The 17,494-nt window shown below is 31.9% G+C and carries 18 protein-coding genes and 1 other RNA gene; 11 read left to right on the top strand and 8 right to left on the bottom strand.

Annotated features, from left to right (window positions below):
• Positions 1-135 precede the first annotated feature (135 nt).
• Positions 136-1,011 carry a transposase gene (locus QP953_RS07155; RefSeq protein ID WP_309553047.1) on the bottom strand — a complete coding sequence of 292 codons (876 nt, stop codon included), beginning with the start codon at positions 1,009-1,011 and terminating at the stop codon, positions 136-138.
• Positions 999-1,247, bottom strand: coding sequence for a hypothetical protein (locus QP953_RS07150; RefSeq protein ID WP_309553048.1), 249 nt, complete (start codon positions 1,245-1,247; stop codon positions 999-1,001). Before QP953_RS07150 ends, QP953_RS07155 begins: the two co-directional genes overlap by 13 nt.
• A 255-nt stretch (positions 1,248-1,502) precedes the next feature.
• On the opposite strand from QP953_RS07150, the gene ssrA reads away from it, so the two are divergent.
• Positions 1,503-1,883, top strand: a transfer-messenger RNA (tmRNA) gene (ssrA, locus tag QP953_RS07145).
• A gap of 80 nt (positions 1,884-1,963) precedes the next feature.
• Here ssrA and QP953_RS07140 read toward each other — a convergent pair.
• Positions 1,964-2,575, bottom strand: coding sequence for a hypothetical protein (locus tag QP953_RS07140; protein ID WP_309554463.1), 612 nt, complete (start codon positions 2,573-2,575; stop codon positions 1,964-1,966).
• A 200-nt stretch (positions 2,576-2,775) separates the two neighbouring features.
• Here QP953_RS07140 and QP953_RS07135 point away from each other — a divergent pair, with 200 nt between their 5' ends.
• The 9 genes from QP953_RS07135 (at position 2,776) to QP953_RS07095 (ending at position 11,819) form a co-directional block, all read left to right on the top strand.
• Complete coding sequence (locus QP953_RS07135; RefSeq protein ID WP_309554462.1) at positions 2,776-4,431, top strand: hypothetical protein; 1,656 nt, start codon at positions 2,776-2,778, stop codon at positions 4,429-4,431.
• Positions 4,432-4,462: 31 nt separating this feature from the next.
• Positions 4,463-5,173 (top strand): IS1 family transposase, encoded by a 711-nt coding sequence (locus QP953_RS07130; RefSeq protein WP_052599927.1) that lies wholly within the window; start codon positions 4,463-4,465, stop codon positions 5,171-5,173.
• Positions 5,174-6,218: 1,045 nt separating this feature from the next.
• On the top strand, positions 6,219-7,289 hold the full coding sequence (locus QP953_RS07125; protein ID WP_309554461.1) for an IS4 family transposase: 1,071 nt from the start codon (positions 6,219-6,221) through the stop codon (positions 7,287-7,289).
• Positions 7,290-7,399: 110 nt separating this feature from the next.
• Positions 7,400-8,401 (top strand): hypothetical protein, encoded by a 1,002-nt coding sequence (locus QP953_RS07120; protein WP_309554460.1) that lies wholly within the window; start codon positions 7,400-7,402, stop codon positions 8,399-8,401.
• A 279-nt stretch (positions 8,402-8,680) separates the two neighbouring features.
• The gene (locus QP953_RS07115) at positions 8,681-9,304 is read left to right on the top strand and encodes a JAB domain-containing protein (protein ID WP_309554459.1); all 624 of its coding nucleotides are present in this window, start codon (positions 8,681-8,683) and stop codon (positions 9,302-9,304) included.
• 28 nt (positions 9,305-9,332) lie between these two features.
• Positions 9,333-9,713 (top strand): hypothetical protein, encoded by a 381-nt coding sequence (locus QP953_RS07110; RefSeq protein ID WP_309554458.1) that lies wholly within the window; start codon positions 9,333-9,335, stop codon positions 9,711-9,713.
• A 66-nt stretch (positions 9,714-9,779) separates the two neighbouring features.
• The gene (locus tag QP953_RS07105; protein ID WP_309554457.1) at positions 9,780-10,088 is read left to right on the top strand and encodes a hypothetical protein; all 309 of its coding nucleotides are present in this window, start codon (positions 9,780-9,782) and stop codon (positions 10,086-10,088) included.
• Between the two features lie 172 nt (positions 10,089-10,260).
• Positions 10,261-11,262 (top strand): transposase, encoded by a 1,002-nt coding sequence (locus QP953_RS07100; protein ID WP_309552816.1) that lies wholly within the window; start codon positions 10,261-10,263, stop codon positions 11,260-11,262.
• Between the two features lie 176 nt (positions 11,263-11,438).
• Positions 11,439-11,819 carry a hypothetical protein gene (locus QP953_RS07095; protein ID WP_309554456.1) on the top strand — a complete coding sequence of 127 codons (381 nt, stop codon included), beginning with the start codon at positions 11,439-11,441 and terminating at the stop codon, positions 11,817-11,819.
• A gap of 65 nt (positions 11,820-11,884) precedes the next feature.
• Here QP953_RS07095 and QP953_RS07090 read toward each other — a convergent pair whose 3' ends face one another.
• The 4 genes from QP953_RS07090 to QP953_RS07075 form a co-directional block, all read right to left on the bottom strand.
• Complete coding sequence (locus QP953_RS07090) at positions 11,885-12,820, bottom strand: hypothetical protein (protein WP_309554455.1); 936 nt, start codon at positions 12,818-12,820, stop codon at positions 11,885-11,887.
• A gap of 9 nt (positions 12,821-12,829) precedes the next feature.
• Positions 12,830-13,120, bottom strand: a complete 291-nt coding sequence (locus QP953_RS07085; RefSeq protein WP_309554454.1) for a helix-turn-helix domain-containing protein — start codon at positions 13,118-13,120, stop codon at positions 12,830-12,832.
• A gap of 111 nt (positions 13,121-13,231) precedes the next feature.
• Entirely contained in the window at positions 13,232-14,344 is a 1,113-nt protein-coding gene (locus tag QP953_RS07080) for a hypothetical protein (RefSeq protein ID WP_309554453.1), read from the bottom strand.
• 18 nt (positions 14,345-14,362) lie between these two features.
• Complete coding sequence (locus QP953_RS07075) at positions 14,363-15,628, bottom strand: site-specific integrase (protein ID WP_309554451.1); 1,266 nt, start codon at positions 15,626-15,628, stop codon at positions 14,363-14,365.
• 316 nt (positions 15,629-15,944) lie between these two features.
• Here QP953_RS07075 and QP953_RS07070 point away from each other — a divergent pair, with 316 nt between their 5' ends.
• Positions 15,945-16,154 carry a hypothetical protein gene (locus QP953_RS07070; RefSeq protein WP_309554449.1) on the top strand — a complete coding sequence of 70 codons (210 nt, stop codon included), beginning with the start codon at positions 15,945-15,947 and terminating at the stop codon, positions 16,152-16,154.
• A gap of 12 nt (positions 16,155-16,166) precedes the next feature.
• Here QP953_RS07070 and QP953_RS07065 read toward each other — a convergent pair whose 3' ends face one another.
• Complete coding sequence (locus QP953_RS07065) at positions 16,167-17,336, bottom strand: ubiquitin-like protein (RefSeq protein WP_309554448.1); 1,170 nt, start codon at positions 17,334-17,336, stop codon at positions 16,167-16,169.
• Positions 17,337-17,494: the final 158 nt, after the last annotated feature.

The raw sequence follows: 17,494 nt of genomic DNA, 5'->3' as shown, positions 1-17,494 counted from the left end.
TACTAAACATTATCTATCAGCAATTTATATTTTTTTTCACCTTTTTCAATTAAAAAATTATCCTAAAAAACCTATTCTGAAAGTCGAATAGACCATTTGTGACGATAAATTTCCCTACACGAACTTTTTTTTATTTCAGAAACGTACACTTTTTAAATCGAGAAGAAGCTCTTTGAAAATATCGGAATAAAAATCGTGAAATTCAAAATAGGCATCCCACAACATTTTGCCTATGCAAAAGATAGAAAAATGGGAAGGTTGATCTTGTCTACATATTTTCTTTAAGGTTTTAAGGTCAACTTTTTTTGAATTTAAACCTGCTAAAACAGTGAATAAATAGGCTAAACAAACTGCTATTAAAAGTCTAGATACTCTATCTGGTGCTCTTAATTTACTTTTGTGAATATTAAAACCTCTAGATTTTAAGTCTCCAAATAAGGTTTCTATACTGAATCGTTTTTTGTATAAACGGATTACTTCGGGTGGATAATCTATATTCGAAACTAAATACCAAGGGTCTTTATGTTTAGGATCATGATGACAAAAAACGTGAATAGGACCATACTTTTTATGGGTATAAAGCACATTCGGAATCCAATTTGTCTGTGTTCCTTCACTAGGATATAAATAAGCACCTAGTGTTATTTTCTCATCTCTACCCTTAAATCTAATTAACCTATTTTTAGCAGTACGGCAAACAACATCCCAACCTTGGGTTTTACAAAAGTTTAATAATTCTATTTTTGAAAACTCGCCATCTCCCAAAAGTGTCACTTTACAAGTTTGAGGTAGTAGTTTAGAAAAATTCTCTAATAACTCAAGATGCATTTCAACTGGGAAATGACCTTTTTTGCCTCTACGAACTAACCAACACAGGGGAATTGCTCTTTTACGCCAAACCAAACTAATCATCAAGCAAACACAGCCATTTCCAACAGGACTTCCATCTATAGCAAATACTGCTTGTTTACGAGTAGCTAGATTCTCTAGTATCTTAGCTAAAAATGGCAAAAAAAATGCTCAGTATCTATATATTCATTACTTACCCAACGTTTAAATTTCTTTACTCGACTTTGGAAATCAAGATCGGGGCAAACAACCTTAGAGAGGTTGGTTAATCGACTATGATTTGTTTTTAAAAGGCTATAAATCATTATTGAAAGGGTTGCTAATCTCCTTGATGCATTACCTTTTAACTCTCCTCCTTGTGCATTTTCTAATGCTTTTTTTATATCTTTGATCTTCATGGTTAGTGCTATTTATTGTGTCCGCTAAAACACTTTTTTATAATAAATACACTAACCTATTTTTTATTCCTGACTTTTCAATCAACTTTCTCGTTTTTTTCAAAAGTGTACGTTTGCAAATTTTTTATAAAAATAATCTTCCTTGGAACTTTTAGACCTCAAAATTAGTTATAACTTTGCAAACCGTGAAGCGGAATTCATACCCTTCCACTTCCAACCTAAGAAATAACAAGTATTTCTAATTTGCGACAAAACGGGGCTGACTGGAATTGACAGCATTGAATGTTCTGTAAGTAAGCATGTCGAGACAGGTGTGATTATCTCGTTAAATATAGCACATAAACAACTTTAAATGGCAATAATAACTATGCCATGGCTGCCTAATCACGGAGTGATATAGGAACCATTGCGACCCACGCTTGACGCCTAATACACAGCGTGCCTCGCATCAACCAACCCTTTAGGCTAGCCTAGTATGCGTGTCTCCGTAATGCTTGGCGAAACAAGAAGAGGCTGGAGTAGTGACTCGTATGTTGTTAGACATATTGCTACTTGAGATCCGACTAACAACTACACATGTAGAAAGCTTATGGATGCTTTGACTGGACGAGAGTTCGAATCTCTCCAGCTCCACAACTTAAAGACAAAACTTCTTATTAATCAATAGATTATAAGAGGTTTTTATTTTTAGGGGTTGTCTCAGGGGTCGATTTGTGTCAAAATAAATACGTTCCCCAATTCGCACTTCTCCTATAAAATATATCTTCTTTTCGTTCTCGGTAATAATCCAAGCGTTTTTCCATTTCCTCCAAACGTTGCATTGTTCGGGTGGGTTTTCCTTGATAATGCGTTTTTTTAGGTTTTTCCCTAAACGCTTCTACCTTCTCTTTATAATCCCAATAACGAGTCAACCAATAATCATATTTTGATTGCCATTGACTATTATAATAAATTCTATTTTGATAAGCTGACCTTGCTTTGAATGTTTCCGAACCATAAGCAAGAAACAAGGTTCGACAACGCTTTCCACTCACAGGACAAACAAAGTACAACAATTCGCCCTTCCCTAAATTGCTCTTGACTCCTACAATAGATACTTTATACTCGAAGCTCTTTTTCTTCCCTTCTCTAGTTTGTGTATAGAGTAGTTCTACAAACTTTTTATCTTGCTTCCAATAGCCAATCACTTTTATACTTGCGCCACTTGTCCAACTATAACTTCCTCCCATCACAGCACCCTTTTTCAAAATGCCTCGCTCTTTTAATATGGATAGCTTAATTTTTAAGGAACCATGTACAGCGCAAGCCCCTGTTTTATCTCTTCCCATTGTATTTATTTTATTGTTCAGATAACCTAAATTCCTAAGGATAAGTTCTACTATCCAAGTCAAATATCTATTTACAAGATACGCTTTTTTCTATTCAAATAACCTAAATCTCTAGAGAAAACAAGGCATTACATCCAATAATATATATAATTTTATTAAATTGGTTGTCCTTTTCTTACACTAACCCTCTATAAACAAAAATGAAAAATTGGCAAGATTTTAAAATTCAATGTGGTTCTATTGAAGGCGCAAGAGCTGAATTTGAGAAAGTTTGCGCCTCTCTTTTTAGGAAAATCTACCCTAATGATTTTATTGAACCTGTTGCTGTAAAACAAGGTGATGGAGGTATTGATGTCTTGAGGGGAAAAATTGGTATTGAGCCAATTACTGTTATTCAATGTAAATTTTTTCTTGATGAAATAGGAAAATCTCAAAAACAACAAATCAGAGACTCATATGAAACAGCTTATCAAAACAGCAATTATTCATTAAATAATTGGATCCTATGTGTACCTCGTGACTTAACTATAAAGGAATTAAGTTGGTGGAATAATTGGAAAGCAAAAAAAATGCGTGAGGCAAAAAACAAAGATGACAATTTCATTCGTCTTTTCTCTGGAGGAAGACTCATTGATTTACTACAAGAATATAATCTTTACGATCGCATATTTCAAATTGATGAAACTACAGGTCAATTAGTTTCTATTAATGAGTTCGTACAATATTACAATAATGGTAGTCAAAGTATTGCAACACCTCTTGATAATCCTTTTCTATTTAGAGAAAATGAGCTTAATAATTTTATTGATACCTTGAAAAAAGAGGACTTTATTGTTCTGTCTGGTAAGGCTGGTATAGGAAAAACACGAATTGCAATAGAAGGCTTGAAAAAATTTCAAGCTCAAAACCCTAATTATGAAATTTACAGTCTATTAGATAAGAATATTAGTTTATTTAAAGACTTATCAAATTACTTTGACAACAATGGTAAATATATTTTATTCATTGATGATGCAAATAGAATTGAGCATTTTAAACAGATTTTAGGCTTTTACAAAACAGCTGATAACTTAAAAATCATATTAACCATTAGAGACTACTCAATGGAATTTGTAGATAAACTTAGACCTTATACAAAAATTACTCCAATCCCAATCCAAAACACTTTAGAAAGAGAACAATTAAAAAGCATTATATCTAAGCCTCCATTTAGTATAAATACCTCTAACATCAGTGATAAAATTCTTAACATATCTAAAGGAAATCCAAGATTTGCTATCATGTTAATCTTGTTAGTAAAAAAAGATAAAGACATTCTCCCACTGTTTAACATAGGTCAACTTTTTGATCTTTATTATCAAACTTTTGTGAATGACAATAAAGAATTCTCAAAATCTATAAATATTAAATGTTTAGGGCTAATATCTTTCTTTGATGGACTTCCTCTTAATGAAAAAGAAACATTACTTCCTATTCTTGAGAAATACAATATTAGTATTGAAGAATTTACAACCTCTGCAAATATTTTAACGAATTTAGAAATACTTGAAAATCAATATAATTTTGTAAAAATTTCAGAGCAAAACATTGGCTTTTATTTGTTATATCGAGCATTTTTCAAGGATACTAATCTATCTTTCTACACTTTATTAACTAATTACTTTAAAACAAGTACAACACGACGGTTTAAAAATAAAATCACTGCAATAAACAATACTTATGGCTATGATACTATCTCACGATGCATTACAACTCATTTAGAACGTTTCTGGGAAACTATAAAAACAGATCAAAATTTAGCTTTTGCATTTCTCTCTAACTTTTGGGGTAGTGATGTAGATTGTATGATAAGTTAGAAAAAAAGACAATGAAGACTATATTTGTAAGATGTGTTCAATATCTATACAAATAAAATGTCCTCATTGCCACAATTCAAAGGTCGTTAAAAACGGGAAAAAAACCACAGGAAGACAAAACTTTCTGTGTAAGAATTGTGGCAAACAATTTCAAGCTGAATATTTATACCAAGGAGCAGATCCAAGTATGAAAGCCCAGCTACAAAGTTCTTTATTACATGGTAGTGGTATTAGAGATTGTTACAAAATATTTGGAATTAGTCCTAAAACTACTCTTCGATTTATACTAGAGCAAGGAGAAAAAATTAAAATTACTCCTAGACAAAAGAAGTATAAAAAAGTGCAAATTGATGAGTTATATTCCTTTGTGAATCAGAAAGGTAAAAAAGTGTGGATTTTCTACGTTTACGCTCCTGAGACCAAAGAAATATTAGCTGTAACAATGGGCAAACGTACAAAAAAGCAACTTCGATATTTAATGACACAATTAAAGTGTCTAGATATAGAAATTGAATTTTACTGTACAGATGCTTTTAAGAGTTTTAAAGAGGTCTTACCTTATTATCAACATATTATTGGTAAATCTTTTACTAAAGATATTGAAGGTATTAATACTCTTATTCGCTCTAAAATTGCACGATTTCACCGAAGAACTACCAAGTTTTCTAAGAAACTTAAGTATCAATGGCATTTGTTTAAAATTTTTGTCTTTTATTTCAATGAACTTCCATCATACATTTAACAACACAACCACTTTTGGATATATCTCCAAGACTTAACATTAAATTATATATATACTCAAACTAATTCAATAAATTTTCCAAAAACAGAAAAGAATAATACATCTCTAATAAACCTATTAAGTAATTTTTACAATATTCCATCAAAGTTAAATGACGCTCTCGAACTGACTTGGCACTTCGTTCAAACTAATCCAATATCCTTAAATTCCATAGTTGAGTCAATAAATACAAATCTTAACTTAGATCTTATAGATAGGCAAAACTTATTCTACCGACAACACGCTTTATTTCAATCTATTAACAAAAACATCAAACAACCATCTTCATTACACCGTAATATCTTTTATAAACTAGCTAGCCAATTTATAATCAAAACTAATATTGCTTATGAACGAAAAAACCCTTTTGATTATCCTGTCAAAAAAATAGCAAAAGACCAATTGTACTATGATACACGTACTATAATTTGGACGACTATCCATAATGACAAAAACATTGAGAAATGCTTAGAAATATTAGAACAATATTCTCAAAGCATATCTCAATTTCACATTAAGACATTAGAACATGATTTTCCTTTTTTTTATAAAATCACATTAAATATTTTATCTCCTAAATCATTTGTTCATTGCAAAATAGTCCAACAAATCATTTGTGAGTACTCTATGAAAGAGATCAACTTTACTAAAGATTTATCCAACTTATCAAACTCCTTTACCAATCCAACCTATCAAATATACCTAACTATAAGATATGACTTTCGTTTAGATAATTATAAGTTCCCTAATCAGTTTGATTTTGAAACGTACCCAGGATTCAAGGAACAATTAATCAAAAAAGAACTATTATTGTTATCAATAAAGGATATTCAAACTTTCCTAACAATGTATCTCGATATATATAAAGTAATAAAGGACGATTTTTATCCTCCAAGAACTTTAGATTATATTATAGACACTAAGTACAGGACAAAAAATGGAGAAATTGAAAAATTAGTAAATTAGTAGTTGCGAAATCACTATTTACAAACTTCAATAACTCCGAATGAAAGATACAGAAAAAGTTCTTAAAGATATATTATCTGATCATTTTGCTGGTCAAAGTCAGCGATTGACCATGTTGAGTAAGCTGGTTATTTCCATAATAAAAATGAGCAGCATTAGCTATGCTCAACTTTCGCTGGTATTGAACCCTTTTGCAAAACGAGAATCTAATTTCAAAAGGATTCAACGTTTCATGAAAGAATACAAATTCTGTCGTAAGTGCTATATTCAATTAGTTTGGAAACTCATTGTTTTTAGTAATCAGTGGGTAGCTCTGAGCATTGATAGAACCAATTGGAAATTTGGGAAAATCAACATCAATATTTTACTAATAGGTATTAGCTATAATGGAACAGCAATACCACTTATTTGGACTCTATTAGACAAAAGAGGTAACTCTTCTCAACAGGAACGGATAGATTTAATGCAAAGCTTGATGAGTCATTTAACAATAAAGCAAAAAGGGCAAATCAAATATTTGTTAGCAGACCGTGAGTTTATTGGTAATCAATGGATAAGCTATTTAAAATCTTTGCCTTTAATTTTTATTATTAGAATCCGAAGTAACAGTTTGATGCGAAAGTTTGGACAAATAAAAGAAGTAAAAGTTGGCAAATACTTTAGCCAATCAACTTTTAAAGCTTTGAGAAAACAAAGAATACTTTTCAAGCACCAACTTTATATTGGAGGTCAGAAACTAGGTAAATCTGAATGGCTTATTTTGATAAGTAACAAACCTATTTCAAAAGGTAAAAGAATTTATCAAGAACGCTGGGGAATCGAAGTTTTTTTCTCAGCTTGTAAAACAAGAGGATTTAATTTTGAGGATACTCATGTAACAGCACCATCTAGATTATCCAGTCTACTATTTCTTGTTGCAATAGCCTTTGTTTGGTCTTATAAAACAGGAGAATGGTTAATCAAAAGAGGGGGTAAAATTCCAATAAAAAAACTAAAAACTCGAAAAGCTAAACTCTTTAGTATTTTTAGAATTGGCTTAGATTATATCAAAGAACGTTTACTTAACTTTTTAACTTTATTTCAGGAATTAAAACTTTTGTCCTGTACTTAGTTATAGACATTTACTTAAAAAAAGACTTTGACTTTGGATGTCATTTTTTTAAAGAAATAATAGCTAGACCTAACACCTTTTTCACACCTAATAACTCATTCAAAAAGCATTTGACTACAGAAGAAAACATTAATAAAATATGGGCTTTAATTCAAAGCTCGAACTTTGAGAAAAAGACTTACTGGGAGCTCCGTTTTTATGAATCTATACCTAGCTCTCTTCAATCAAAATCGTATATTGATCATATCTTAGAAACAGTTAAAAATCTGCCTAATTACACCTATTTTTATTTTGGTCAATTAGTTAATTGGCAAAAAAACTATCCTACTCTTTTTGAAAAAATTTTAATTCTGACCAATGAAAGAATAAAAGTAGAAAACATAAAGATCGTTTTTCTTTCAAGTATATTTAGAGTACATTATACATCTTTAGGTAAAAATCTATCTACAATTAAAGAAGCTTATTTAAATCAAATTAGGTTTCAGAATTCATTTGAATCAAGTGGCGAGGGATTAATCAATATAATAAAACAAGATAATTCCTTTTTATTGGATTTCACTAAAACTGTCTATCAAGAAGATTTAAATTTTCCTCATAAATTAAGTGGTATTTGGGAAATAAGTACAATAGAAAAACAACTAGAACCTGTTTTTGATTTCATTATATCTAAAACAACATGGTATAATAAAACCAACCTTAACAACTTTTTTGTTAACATAGATCTCAAATATTTAAAAAGAGCAGATGCTTTTATCTTAAAATATATTTCGAATGATTTAACAAATACAAAGAAAATTTCATTGATGCTAGATATTGCTAGAAATCAGCGCAAACAACTAGTAGATAAAATTTTAATTACCTTTGTTTCCTCCTACCCTAGTTTAAGTTTATTTAAAGAAATTCGTTGGCAAAGTAGCACTACAATTTCTTCTGGCAATACTTTTTTTGGAGATATACATGCAAGTTTTTGGCAAAAAATATTATCCGTTATTGAAAATGCAGACTTAGGTTATAAAACGCTTGAAATTAAACAATACCTTAGGAAAAAAATTAAAGAATACTTAGATAAAGCTGATAAAGAACGTAGGGATAAATTTATATTTGGAGATTAAATAACCTACCAGTATAGGCAAATACTTCCATCAAAAAAGTAAATAAAGAACATCTATATTGACAACAAAACAAGACAAAAGAGCTATACAACTATTTTACAAGCACTTAGAAGCATACCTTTTGTTTCAATACTTATAAAAAACGTCGCTTAAATCCAATTTTAGAAAGCTTCTATTCTTTTTTTTGCCGCTTATAAGAAGCATTTTTGCCACTTATGCTTATCTTTAGAACTTAAATAGAGGGTTTTAACCCATCAAAAACTTAGCAATTCTTAACCAATGGACATCCAATTAACAGAAGCCGAAAAAATCAAAATTCTCAATTCAGATGACATTTACAGTATCATGCAAAAGGTGTTGTTGCGAGAACAGAAGATTGACCAAAATAGAGAACATTTTTGGGTGATTGGTTTGGAGAGTAACCAACGGATTTTGTTTATAGAATTAATCAGCTTGGGAACGGTGAACAAAGCCTTGGTAGAGCCAATGGAAGTCTTTTCTTTGGCATTGCAAAAACGAGCCGTTAAGATTGTCTTGTGTCACAACCACCCAAGCGGCGAACTCAAACCCTCAGAGGCAGATAAGGACATAACAGACCGCTTAATTCAAGTAGGCTTGATTGTAGATACGCCTGTGGTTGACCATCTGATTATCTCTACTAAGAGTTATTTAAGTTTTGTGGATATTGGTTTGTTGGCAGAGTTGGAGAAAAGTACCAAGTATGTACCGCCTTATGTCTTGATTGAGCGAGCAAAGGAGGAAGCGGCTAAGATTGCAGAAAAGAACAAAGCTGTTGACATTGCAAAGGAACTCAAACGAAGAGATACGCCCGTGGAAACGATTGCCGAAATTACAGGTTTGACCGTTTCGGAAATTAAGCAATTGCGAGTTCGTAAGAAGTAAACTATATGTTATAAAACCATAATATACCATGACAGAAGAAACCTTGATGGACGACCAATCTTTGGACGTTGATTTATACGAAGAAGTACAACAAAAGAATAAGAAATATATTAAGTGGGCGGTATTCCTTGCTATCCTCAATACAATTTTATACACTTTGTGTCTGTTTGAAGTACTCCCAAGCACATTAGAACGTTTCGGGCTTGCTGCCTATATGAGCATTATTGGATTGCCTTTGATGTCCTTTTTGTCAGGCTTATTGCTTGCCTTTATTCCTTACAGAGGCTTAACTTGGAAACAAAAGTACAAAAGAGCCTCTTTATTCGCCTTGTTAGCGTGTTCTACTATCATGGCTATTGGACTCCTATTTATTGGTTTAGCCTTATTGTATGGATACCTCTTTAATTAAATAGAAATAAGATTCATCTATTAGATATACAAATTCCGTGAGAACACCCTAAAACCATAACACACCATGACAGAAGAAACCTTGATGGACGACCAATCTTTGGACGTTGATTTGTATGAAGAAGTACAACAAAAGAATAAAAAATATACCAAGTGGCTTATCTTTTTATCCATCCTTAATACCATTTTATTTCCTTTAGTTACAGTTGAAACATCAATGCCCACAAAAGAACGTTTTTGGACTGGACTCTCATCCATTTTTATCAGTTTTCCTCTTATATTTCTTCTATTAGGCTTAGTACTTGCCTTTATTCCTTATAAGAATTTTGAAACCCTACATAAAAAGAAAAGAAGAAGTTTTTTGAAAATTAGGTAGAGAAAAGAAAAAGACAGGTCATATTTGTAATGCGAATATCAAACAAAACCTGTCAATATGAAAAAAAACGATTTTTTCACAAGTCAAAGATAGTTTAAAAAGTCTATATCAGCAAGAGCCATCGGGGCATGCACTAAGCCGTTTGAACACTTTGTGTGGCTTAGTGACAGGAATGATTAAACGAAAAAGTAGCCATTTGCCAGATATAGGTAGTGGTTTACCTCAAGATATAGATGCCGCAAGTCGAGTTGTTCATGCCAAACGATTTCTGTCAAATAAGTGGACAGATTACAAGGTACATTATCTTCCCTTTCTAATTGCATTTTTACGTTTTGCTTTATCCAAAAAGAATAATAATCAAGACATTAGTTTAGTAATAGATGGGAGTCAAATGGGAAGTAAACATGTCGCTCTTGTTGTCAGTCTAGCTTGGAAAAAACGTAGTATTCCTATTTGTTGGGTAATCAGAAAAGGGCGTAAAGGACATTTCCCCCAACAAATGCATTTAGACATTATTCAACAAGCAGCCGAAATCTTAAAACCGATTCTTTTTACTCAAACTAAAGTGACTTTATTAGGAGATGGAGAGTTTGATGGAGCATCTATACAGCAATTATGTCGCCTAAAGTTAGGCTGGAAATATGCTGTAAGAACAGCCAAGAATACAATTTTACATGAGCAAGGAGACTGTTTTAAACCTCGATTTACAAAAGTACCAGATGGAGAAACATTTTTGTTTATCCCATCTGTTGAGTTTTCTAAAGAGAAAATTCAAGATGTAAATTTTCTGCATTGGCATGATCCTAAATATGATGAGCCAATATTTTTGATTAGTAATCTAGATGACCCCTTTGAAATTATAAGGCAATATGAACTGCGTTTTTCAATTGAAACCATGTTCAAAGATTTCAAATCAAGAGGATTTAATATGCATAAAACAAGATTAAAGGAAGCTTATGACATATTTAATCTGTTGATTGTTGGTGCATTAGCTTTTTGTTTTATTATGGGATTTGGTGCTTTACATCAAAACAGTCCAGTAAAAAAGAAAGTTCAAGAAAAACAAAATCAACAGTTTTCAATTTTTACATTGGGCTTAAAATTAGTTCATTATTTTATTGAAAGGGAAATCCCTTTCGTCTTTTCTCTCATATTTTCAAAGAACTCGTCTTAGTTTTTTCTAAGTTTTTATGTAGGGTTTCAAAATAAGAATTTAAAATGGACTCAAAAATATAAAAGAGCGGCTTTATTACCTCCATTGATTATTCATATCATTATGGCAATTGGATTTATTTTTACTGGCTTAACACTGATATATAAATACACTGTTACTTAAAGAGATCACAATAAATGGATAATAACAACTTAATAGATGACCAATCTTTAAACATTGACTTTCACGAAGAAGTTAAAGCTAAAAACAAAACCTATACATTTTGGGTATTTATATCCATGCTTATCATTCCTGTATTATACCCAATGAGTATGATAGATGGTAATCAATCTATTCTAGGACGATTTGTAGATTCTTTTATTTATACTGTTGTTGTTACTCCCTTCCTTGCTGTTCTGTTGGGTATTCCGATTGCATTACTTCCTTACAAAGGCTTATTTTTGCATCAAAAGTATAAACGAGCTTTTCTACTTGTTTTATTATGTTTAAATACTGCTTTAATTCTCATTTTGTCCTTTATAGGTTTGTACACTCTTTATGATTATACCATCAACTAACTAGAACTAATTCCGTGAGCACGGTAGTTTTTTCACCTATATTACAAGTACGAAAGTACTCTTTTTCAATTCTCTTGTAAAAACGTCCATTTGTCTTGTATTTTTTGAGACAAATCAAGACTTATTCCTTGCTGTTGGAGTGCTTGGAATTTCTTTTTATTATCGTAATAAGTAGAACTGTTCTCCTTGCGGTGTTGCACTTGTAAATAAGATGGTGTTGTGGTGTAATATTGCCATGTTCTAGTTTCTGTAAAACTTAAATTTGGTGGTCTATTATCAAAAATTAGCCCTTTGCTTAGTTTAGTGATTCGTTTGCCTAATAAGGTTAATACATCATCATTTAAGAGGTCTTGAAGGTTAGACAAAGGAATATTCCAACTGTTACGGATGTATTCTGTTTTGGCTTCTATTTCAACCCGTATAAGCTTATTTTCGTCATACATCCCTAAAGCTTTACACAATTGAGCATCCTCTAAAATAGCTTTCTGAATGGGGTTGTATACCTTGATTCTATACTTTTGATAATACGCCTTTTTACCATAGAGTTTAGCCCCCTGCAACATTCGTTCAACTTCTCTATTCTTGTATCGAATGAGTTGTTGGATCAGTTGTTGGGCGTTGGCTACTTCTATATTCACACTAAACTCAAACCATCCTTTTAGTTTGAATCGTTCTGTTTCCAAGCCTAACAAGTAGCCTAAATTAACAATCGTATCTTTTAATTGACTTTTAGTAAAATCGTTGTCGTTGCGTCCGTCGTGGTATATCTTGTGCAAAGAATTTGAAACTCTCAAATAAGCCGTTTCACCTGTTGAAAACATCATATCCATATTGGACAAACCTTTGGAATGCATACTGGCTTTATTAGCCTTATATATAAATTCTCCATGAGGAAAAAATACAAAATTTTGCCATTCAAAAGTATCTAAAATACTATTCGCCACTTCATAGGGCAAAGTTCCTTCCTTCAACAAAGGATACATATTTACAACATCTATCACAACCGCCGCTTAACGTCTGTATTTTTGCAAGGTAGAGAACGAAGCCAAGACCTCTTCCCTATTGTATCGAACGGCATTCCCGTTGCGGTACTTTGTCAATTTACCTTCTCTTGTCCAATTGTCCAAGGTTGCCAAACATACGCCTAAGAGTTCGGCGGTATCTTTACGAGTGAGTAAGACATTTTTGTCTTTTTCGGGTTCGGCTGTTGGGGCTTGTAATTTTTCAAACTCTTGCGCCACGCTTTGAGCTATGATGCCTTTTAAATCTTCTAAGGGAATGACTACTAAAGAACCGTCCATTGTTGTTGTATTTTGTTATTAATGATTGATTACAACACAATTTTACAGCATCTTAGGATAGCAAAAAATACGGCGTAGGTTCCCACGTAGTAAATAAGAACTAAGATTCTCTTATTTATCCATAAAACCTTCTACAAGGCTTATTTTTCCTGTACTTTTCTTAGGTCTCAAATCTTCTTTTGACAAAGTAGTTTCTATTGTTTTGGTAGTTGTATTTTTGAATATTGCAAAGTTAGCTTTCAAAAAAGCGGCAATTTCTTCGTTCGTATTATCCAAAAAAGGAAGATAATTCCCCCTCTTCTTAGTGATCATCGTTTTAAGTTGATAAAATATATCTATCAAGGTATTTTTATTACCATTCCAAATCAAAGTAGGACTATTACTTAGTGGTGGCTCTACCTCTTTGGCTACGTCGATACTTGGGCGTTCACTTACATTATACACATTATTCAACAATTCCATGAAAGCCGTATAAAATGTGTGTAAAGCTTCTTTAGAACTCTTCTTATGCTTACTATCTATTACTTCTTTTATTTCTCCTAATTGATACAAGGAATAAACTTTATCTCGAACATAATAAAGCAAGGTTTTACGATGTGCTTCTGATTCCAACGAATCTAAGAATAAAGTTACTTCTTGAAAAGCTTCATTCGGTTTAGCATATTGTTCCAAGATTACTTCAATGAATAATTCTCCTTGATTGCGTTCCTCTACTTTCATTCCAAAGACATCATCGCCTTCAAAAGAACGCCTATAACCTATATAGGTATAAACTGGCTTTTGACGATTTAACCAAAACCAATATTGGGTATACGCATAAATATAATAAAATGCAACTTCCCCACCATCTGTAAAATCAATTTCTTGATTCTTTAAATCGGTTTTAAAAATCGTTAAATCATACTTCAATAAGGTTTGCACTTCTTTATCTCCCTCCGTGGCATCTACCACCATAAAGAATTCATCATTCTGAAATATAGGAAGGATTCTATCTAACTCTAAATTGATTAAAGAATAGGCATTTTGATTTTCTGCCTTAGCAATAGAATACAATCGTTTTAAGGCTTCAAATTCTCCTTTAGCCTTATCTAAGAGTTTTTTTGTTGATTGTATCTCATTAGGCGAATTAATATACTTAATCGTGATTTCATCATAAGTTTCTACAGTTTTATAGAACAAGGCGTTTAAATTTCCAAATAAACGATAATAATAACCCCAATTCATAATAGGAATAATTTAGGTTTAGTTAAAAAAAGGATTCTTAGCCATCAAGACGGCGTTCTCTTCATTGTTGATTTTAATGTACTTCATAAAGGAAGTTTCTGTTGTGTGCCCTGTTATTTTCATAATAGAAGTAGAAGGTATCCCACTTTTATAAGCATTAGTAGCAAAGGAACGTCTTGCCGTGTGTGTGCTTATCATTTCGTATTTTACTTTCTTCTCTTCTATGCGCTTTCCTCCTATTGATTTAGAATCAATTACCTCTTCCTTAAATTCTGCTAATGCTCCTAATTCTTTAAGGTATTGATTCATCTTTTGATTGGATATAGTACGGGGTAAAATTACTTTGCCATCATCGTATTTTTTAAAAATAGCTTCTACTATGGGATGTATTGGAATGGTAACTGGATGTTGTGTTTTTTGAGTCACTATATCAATGACCTTAACACCATCAACTTCTTGTATATGTTCGGGGCGTATGTTGGTAAAGTCGCTAAATCGTAATCCTGTAAAACAACCCACCAAAAACAAGTCTCTCACTCGCTCTAATCGGTTGTTATTGGATAGGTCTAACTGATGTAATTCTTTGAGTTCGGCAAGCGTAAGATAGATATTTTTAGCCTCTTCCTTTGGCACTCTAAACTTCTTACTTTTATACGCCATGTTCTTATTGATACCTCGTTCCGTTGCTTCATTTAAAACGGTCTTAATTGTGGTAAATAATTTATTAACATAATTCGTTGAAAACTGTTTTTCGTTAAAAAGATAGGTAGTATACGTTTGAAAAAAGTTTAAATCTATGGTATCAAAATCTAAGTTCTTAAATTTTCGCTGTCGATAATCTAATAAATGATTGTAGGTAGTGCGGTACACTTTTAAAGTACCTTTAGTGTACTTGGGGCTTTTTTCTCGTTCCTCGATTAAATGAATAAAGAACTCTAAGAAAGTAGGCAATTTTGATTTTTCTTTTAACACTTCTCTAAAAGTCGCTACATCCAAAGCACTCTTTAAATCTTCGGAATTGGGTAAGATACCATCATTGATACATTGGCGGTATGTTGTGAGTGTAATGTTTTCTAACTTATCCAATAAAGCATTCAACTCTGACGACTGAGGATATTGCCTTGTGCTTTTTGCTCGCTGCTTGGTACTATTCCAAAACTTAGGTTTAATCTTCTGCCCTGTGGAATATTTAAACCGCTTTCCTTTGTATCTAAAGATAAGATGTATTAAAGTGTCTTTGTTGGAATCATCCAACTCTTTGAGGTTAAAACGTACGTTGCCCATTTATTACTTGTTTAATGTAGGGCTAATGTACAACATTTTTTAGTAGGGGTCGCTTAAGGGGTCGGTTTTATTAGTTTATTTTAACTTTTGTTTGTGCTATTTTAGTTATATATTTACATATACACGTTAATAATCAGCAACTTACCAATCTAAATCGTAGTAAACAAATATAAAGGTTCGGGTTTCTCCAGCTCCAGAAAACCCCTTAATTAGTTACTAATTAAGGGGTTAAATATTAAAATGATACACAATGTAATTATCCGAAGTCTCATTGTTTTTTACTTACATGCTATGACGCAAAAAAAGTTAAAGAACAATGATAAAAAAAAGTACGCCTAAGTTATATACAGGCAAAAATTCTCTCTCGGTTCGATGGTTTGTTTACTACATAGATGAAAAGGGCAAACGAATCAAAAAATATGGTGACATTAATAAATCATTCACCTTAAAAGGACGTAAAGCAGCTGCTCAAAAGTTCATTGAAGAAATTCAACAAAGCCACATTCAAAAATCCAATCTTAGCTAGTAGGGAATAGTTTTAATTATTTTTTTTCCGAGTTATCATAACTTCTTCATCCCAACAAGCAGGTCTAGGATGATGTCTAAGAATGGCGTTTATTACATTCATTGATGTTTGAGTGCCAGATGCTCCATATACATTCATTACTTCTCCTGGTATTGGGGCACGATTGGGATGAGTAGGACTATGGACATGGTATTTGTAGGTTGAACCATTAATTGTAACTACTAATTGATAATCTCCTTCAGGTCTTATTTTATGGTTGCTACTTGGAATTTGTTCCCATGTACCATTTTTCACATGATATTCATTTAAAGAATCATATTGAGAACCATATTTATGACAGTCTTCTATAATAGTTAGTTTTAATGCTTTAATTTCTTTGTCTACCCCTAAAGCATCTTGAATGTCAGGATGTTCCATAACAGTGGCGATTATATGCTCTATAGAATCAAATTCTCGACCTTCTTCCTTGAATAAATTGAGAATAGATTCAGCTTTTGCTTTAGCTGTATTATTCTCAAATTTAAAATATTTTGGGGAATACGCTAGCATCATAGGGTTCCCTATATCCTCAATTTTTATTTTACTTTTCTCTTGCTTTTCCTCTTCTGGAACAGTTTCATCTTCTGATGAAAGGTCACCTTGATTTTGATTTCTAAGTTGGTCGATTACCTCATCATTAGAAGCGTTTTCTTCCAAATAATCTTTTGCTTTTTGCCTTGAACCACATTTTACTATTAACCAAAGCATTGTTGGTATAGCGATACATAAGGTAGTACACAAAACATATAAAGGATCTCCACCTTGTAAACTCAATGTTAAGTGAATAGTAGATTCTTTTTTAAGTCTATAATCACCAGCAGACTTATTATCATTTAGTTGTTTCCCAGCAACAATTAAACGTTGTTCACTTGCTGGAACACCTAATTTATCCTCTATCTTTAACTTGATTTCTGAAATAGAATTGTCAGAAGAAATATCTAAGGTGTAAGTTTTGCCATTGTAGTTTTTAATAAAAACTTGGAAGGGTTGATTTGGTGCTTTTAGAGTCGTATCTATTATCGCTAAAAGTTCCTTATACATAAGATTCGTATCCTTTTGTAATTGATTTTCATCTGCTATTTCTATCCAGCGATTGAGGTTTAACTGAAGCTCTTTAAGAGCTTTTTTGAATTCGGTTGTCATAGCTATATTATTTGAGTATTTATGTGGAGAATTTAATTATTGAGTTTCAATATCAATTAAAAATAAAAAAATATACCAGCAAAGCACCATATTAGATACTTTTTAATATAAAAAATACTGTTTTTATAAAAAAGAGATTAAGTTAGTCTGTCTATTGT

It is taken from the genome of Aureispira sp. CCB-E (genome assembly GCF_031326345.1).
In the GTDB taxonomy this organism is placed as follows: domain Bacteria; phylum Bacteroidota; class Bacteroidia; order Chitinophagales; family Saprospiraceae; genus Aureispira.
The sequence above is the reverse complement of the archived record's forward strand: the minus strand, read 5'-3'. Positions and strand labels throughout refer to the sequence as shown.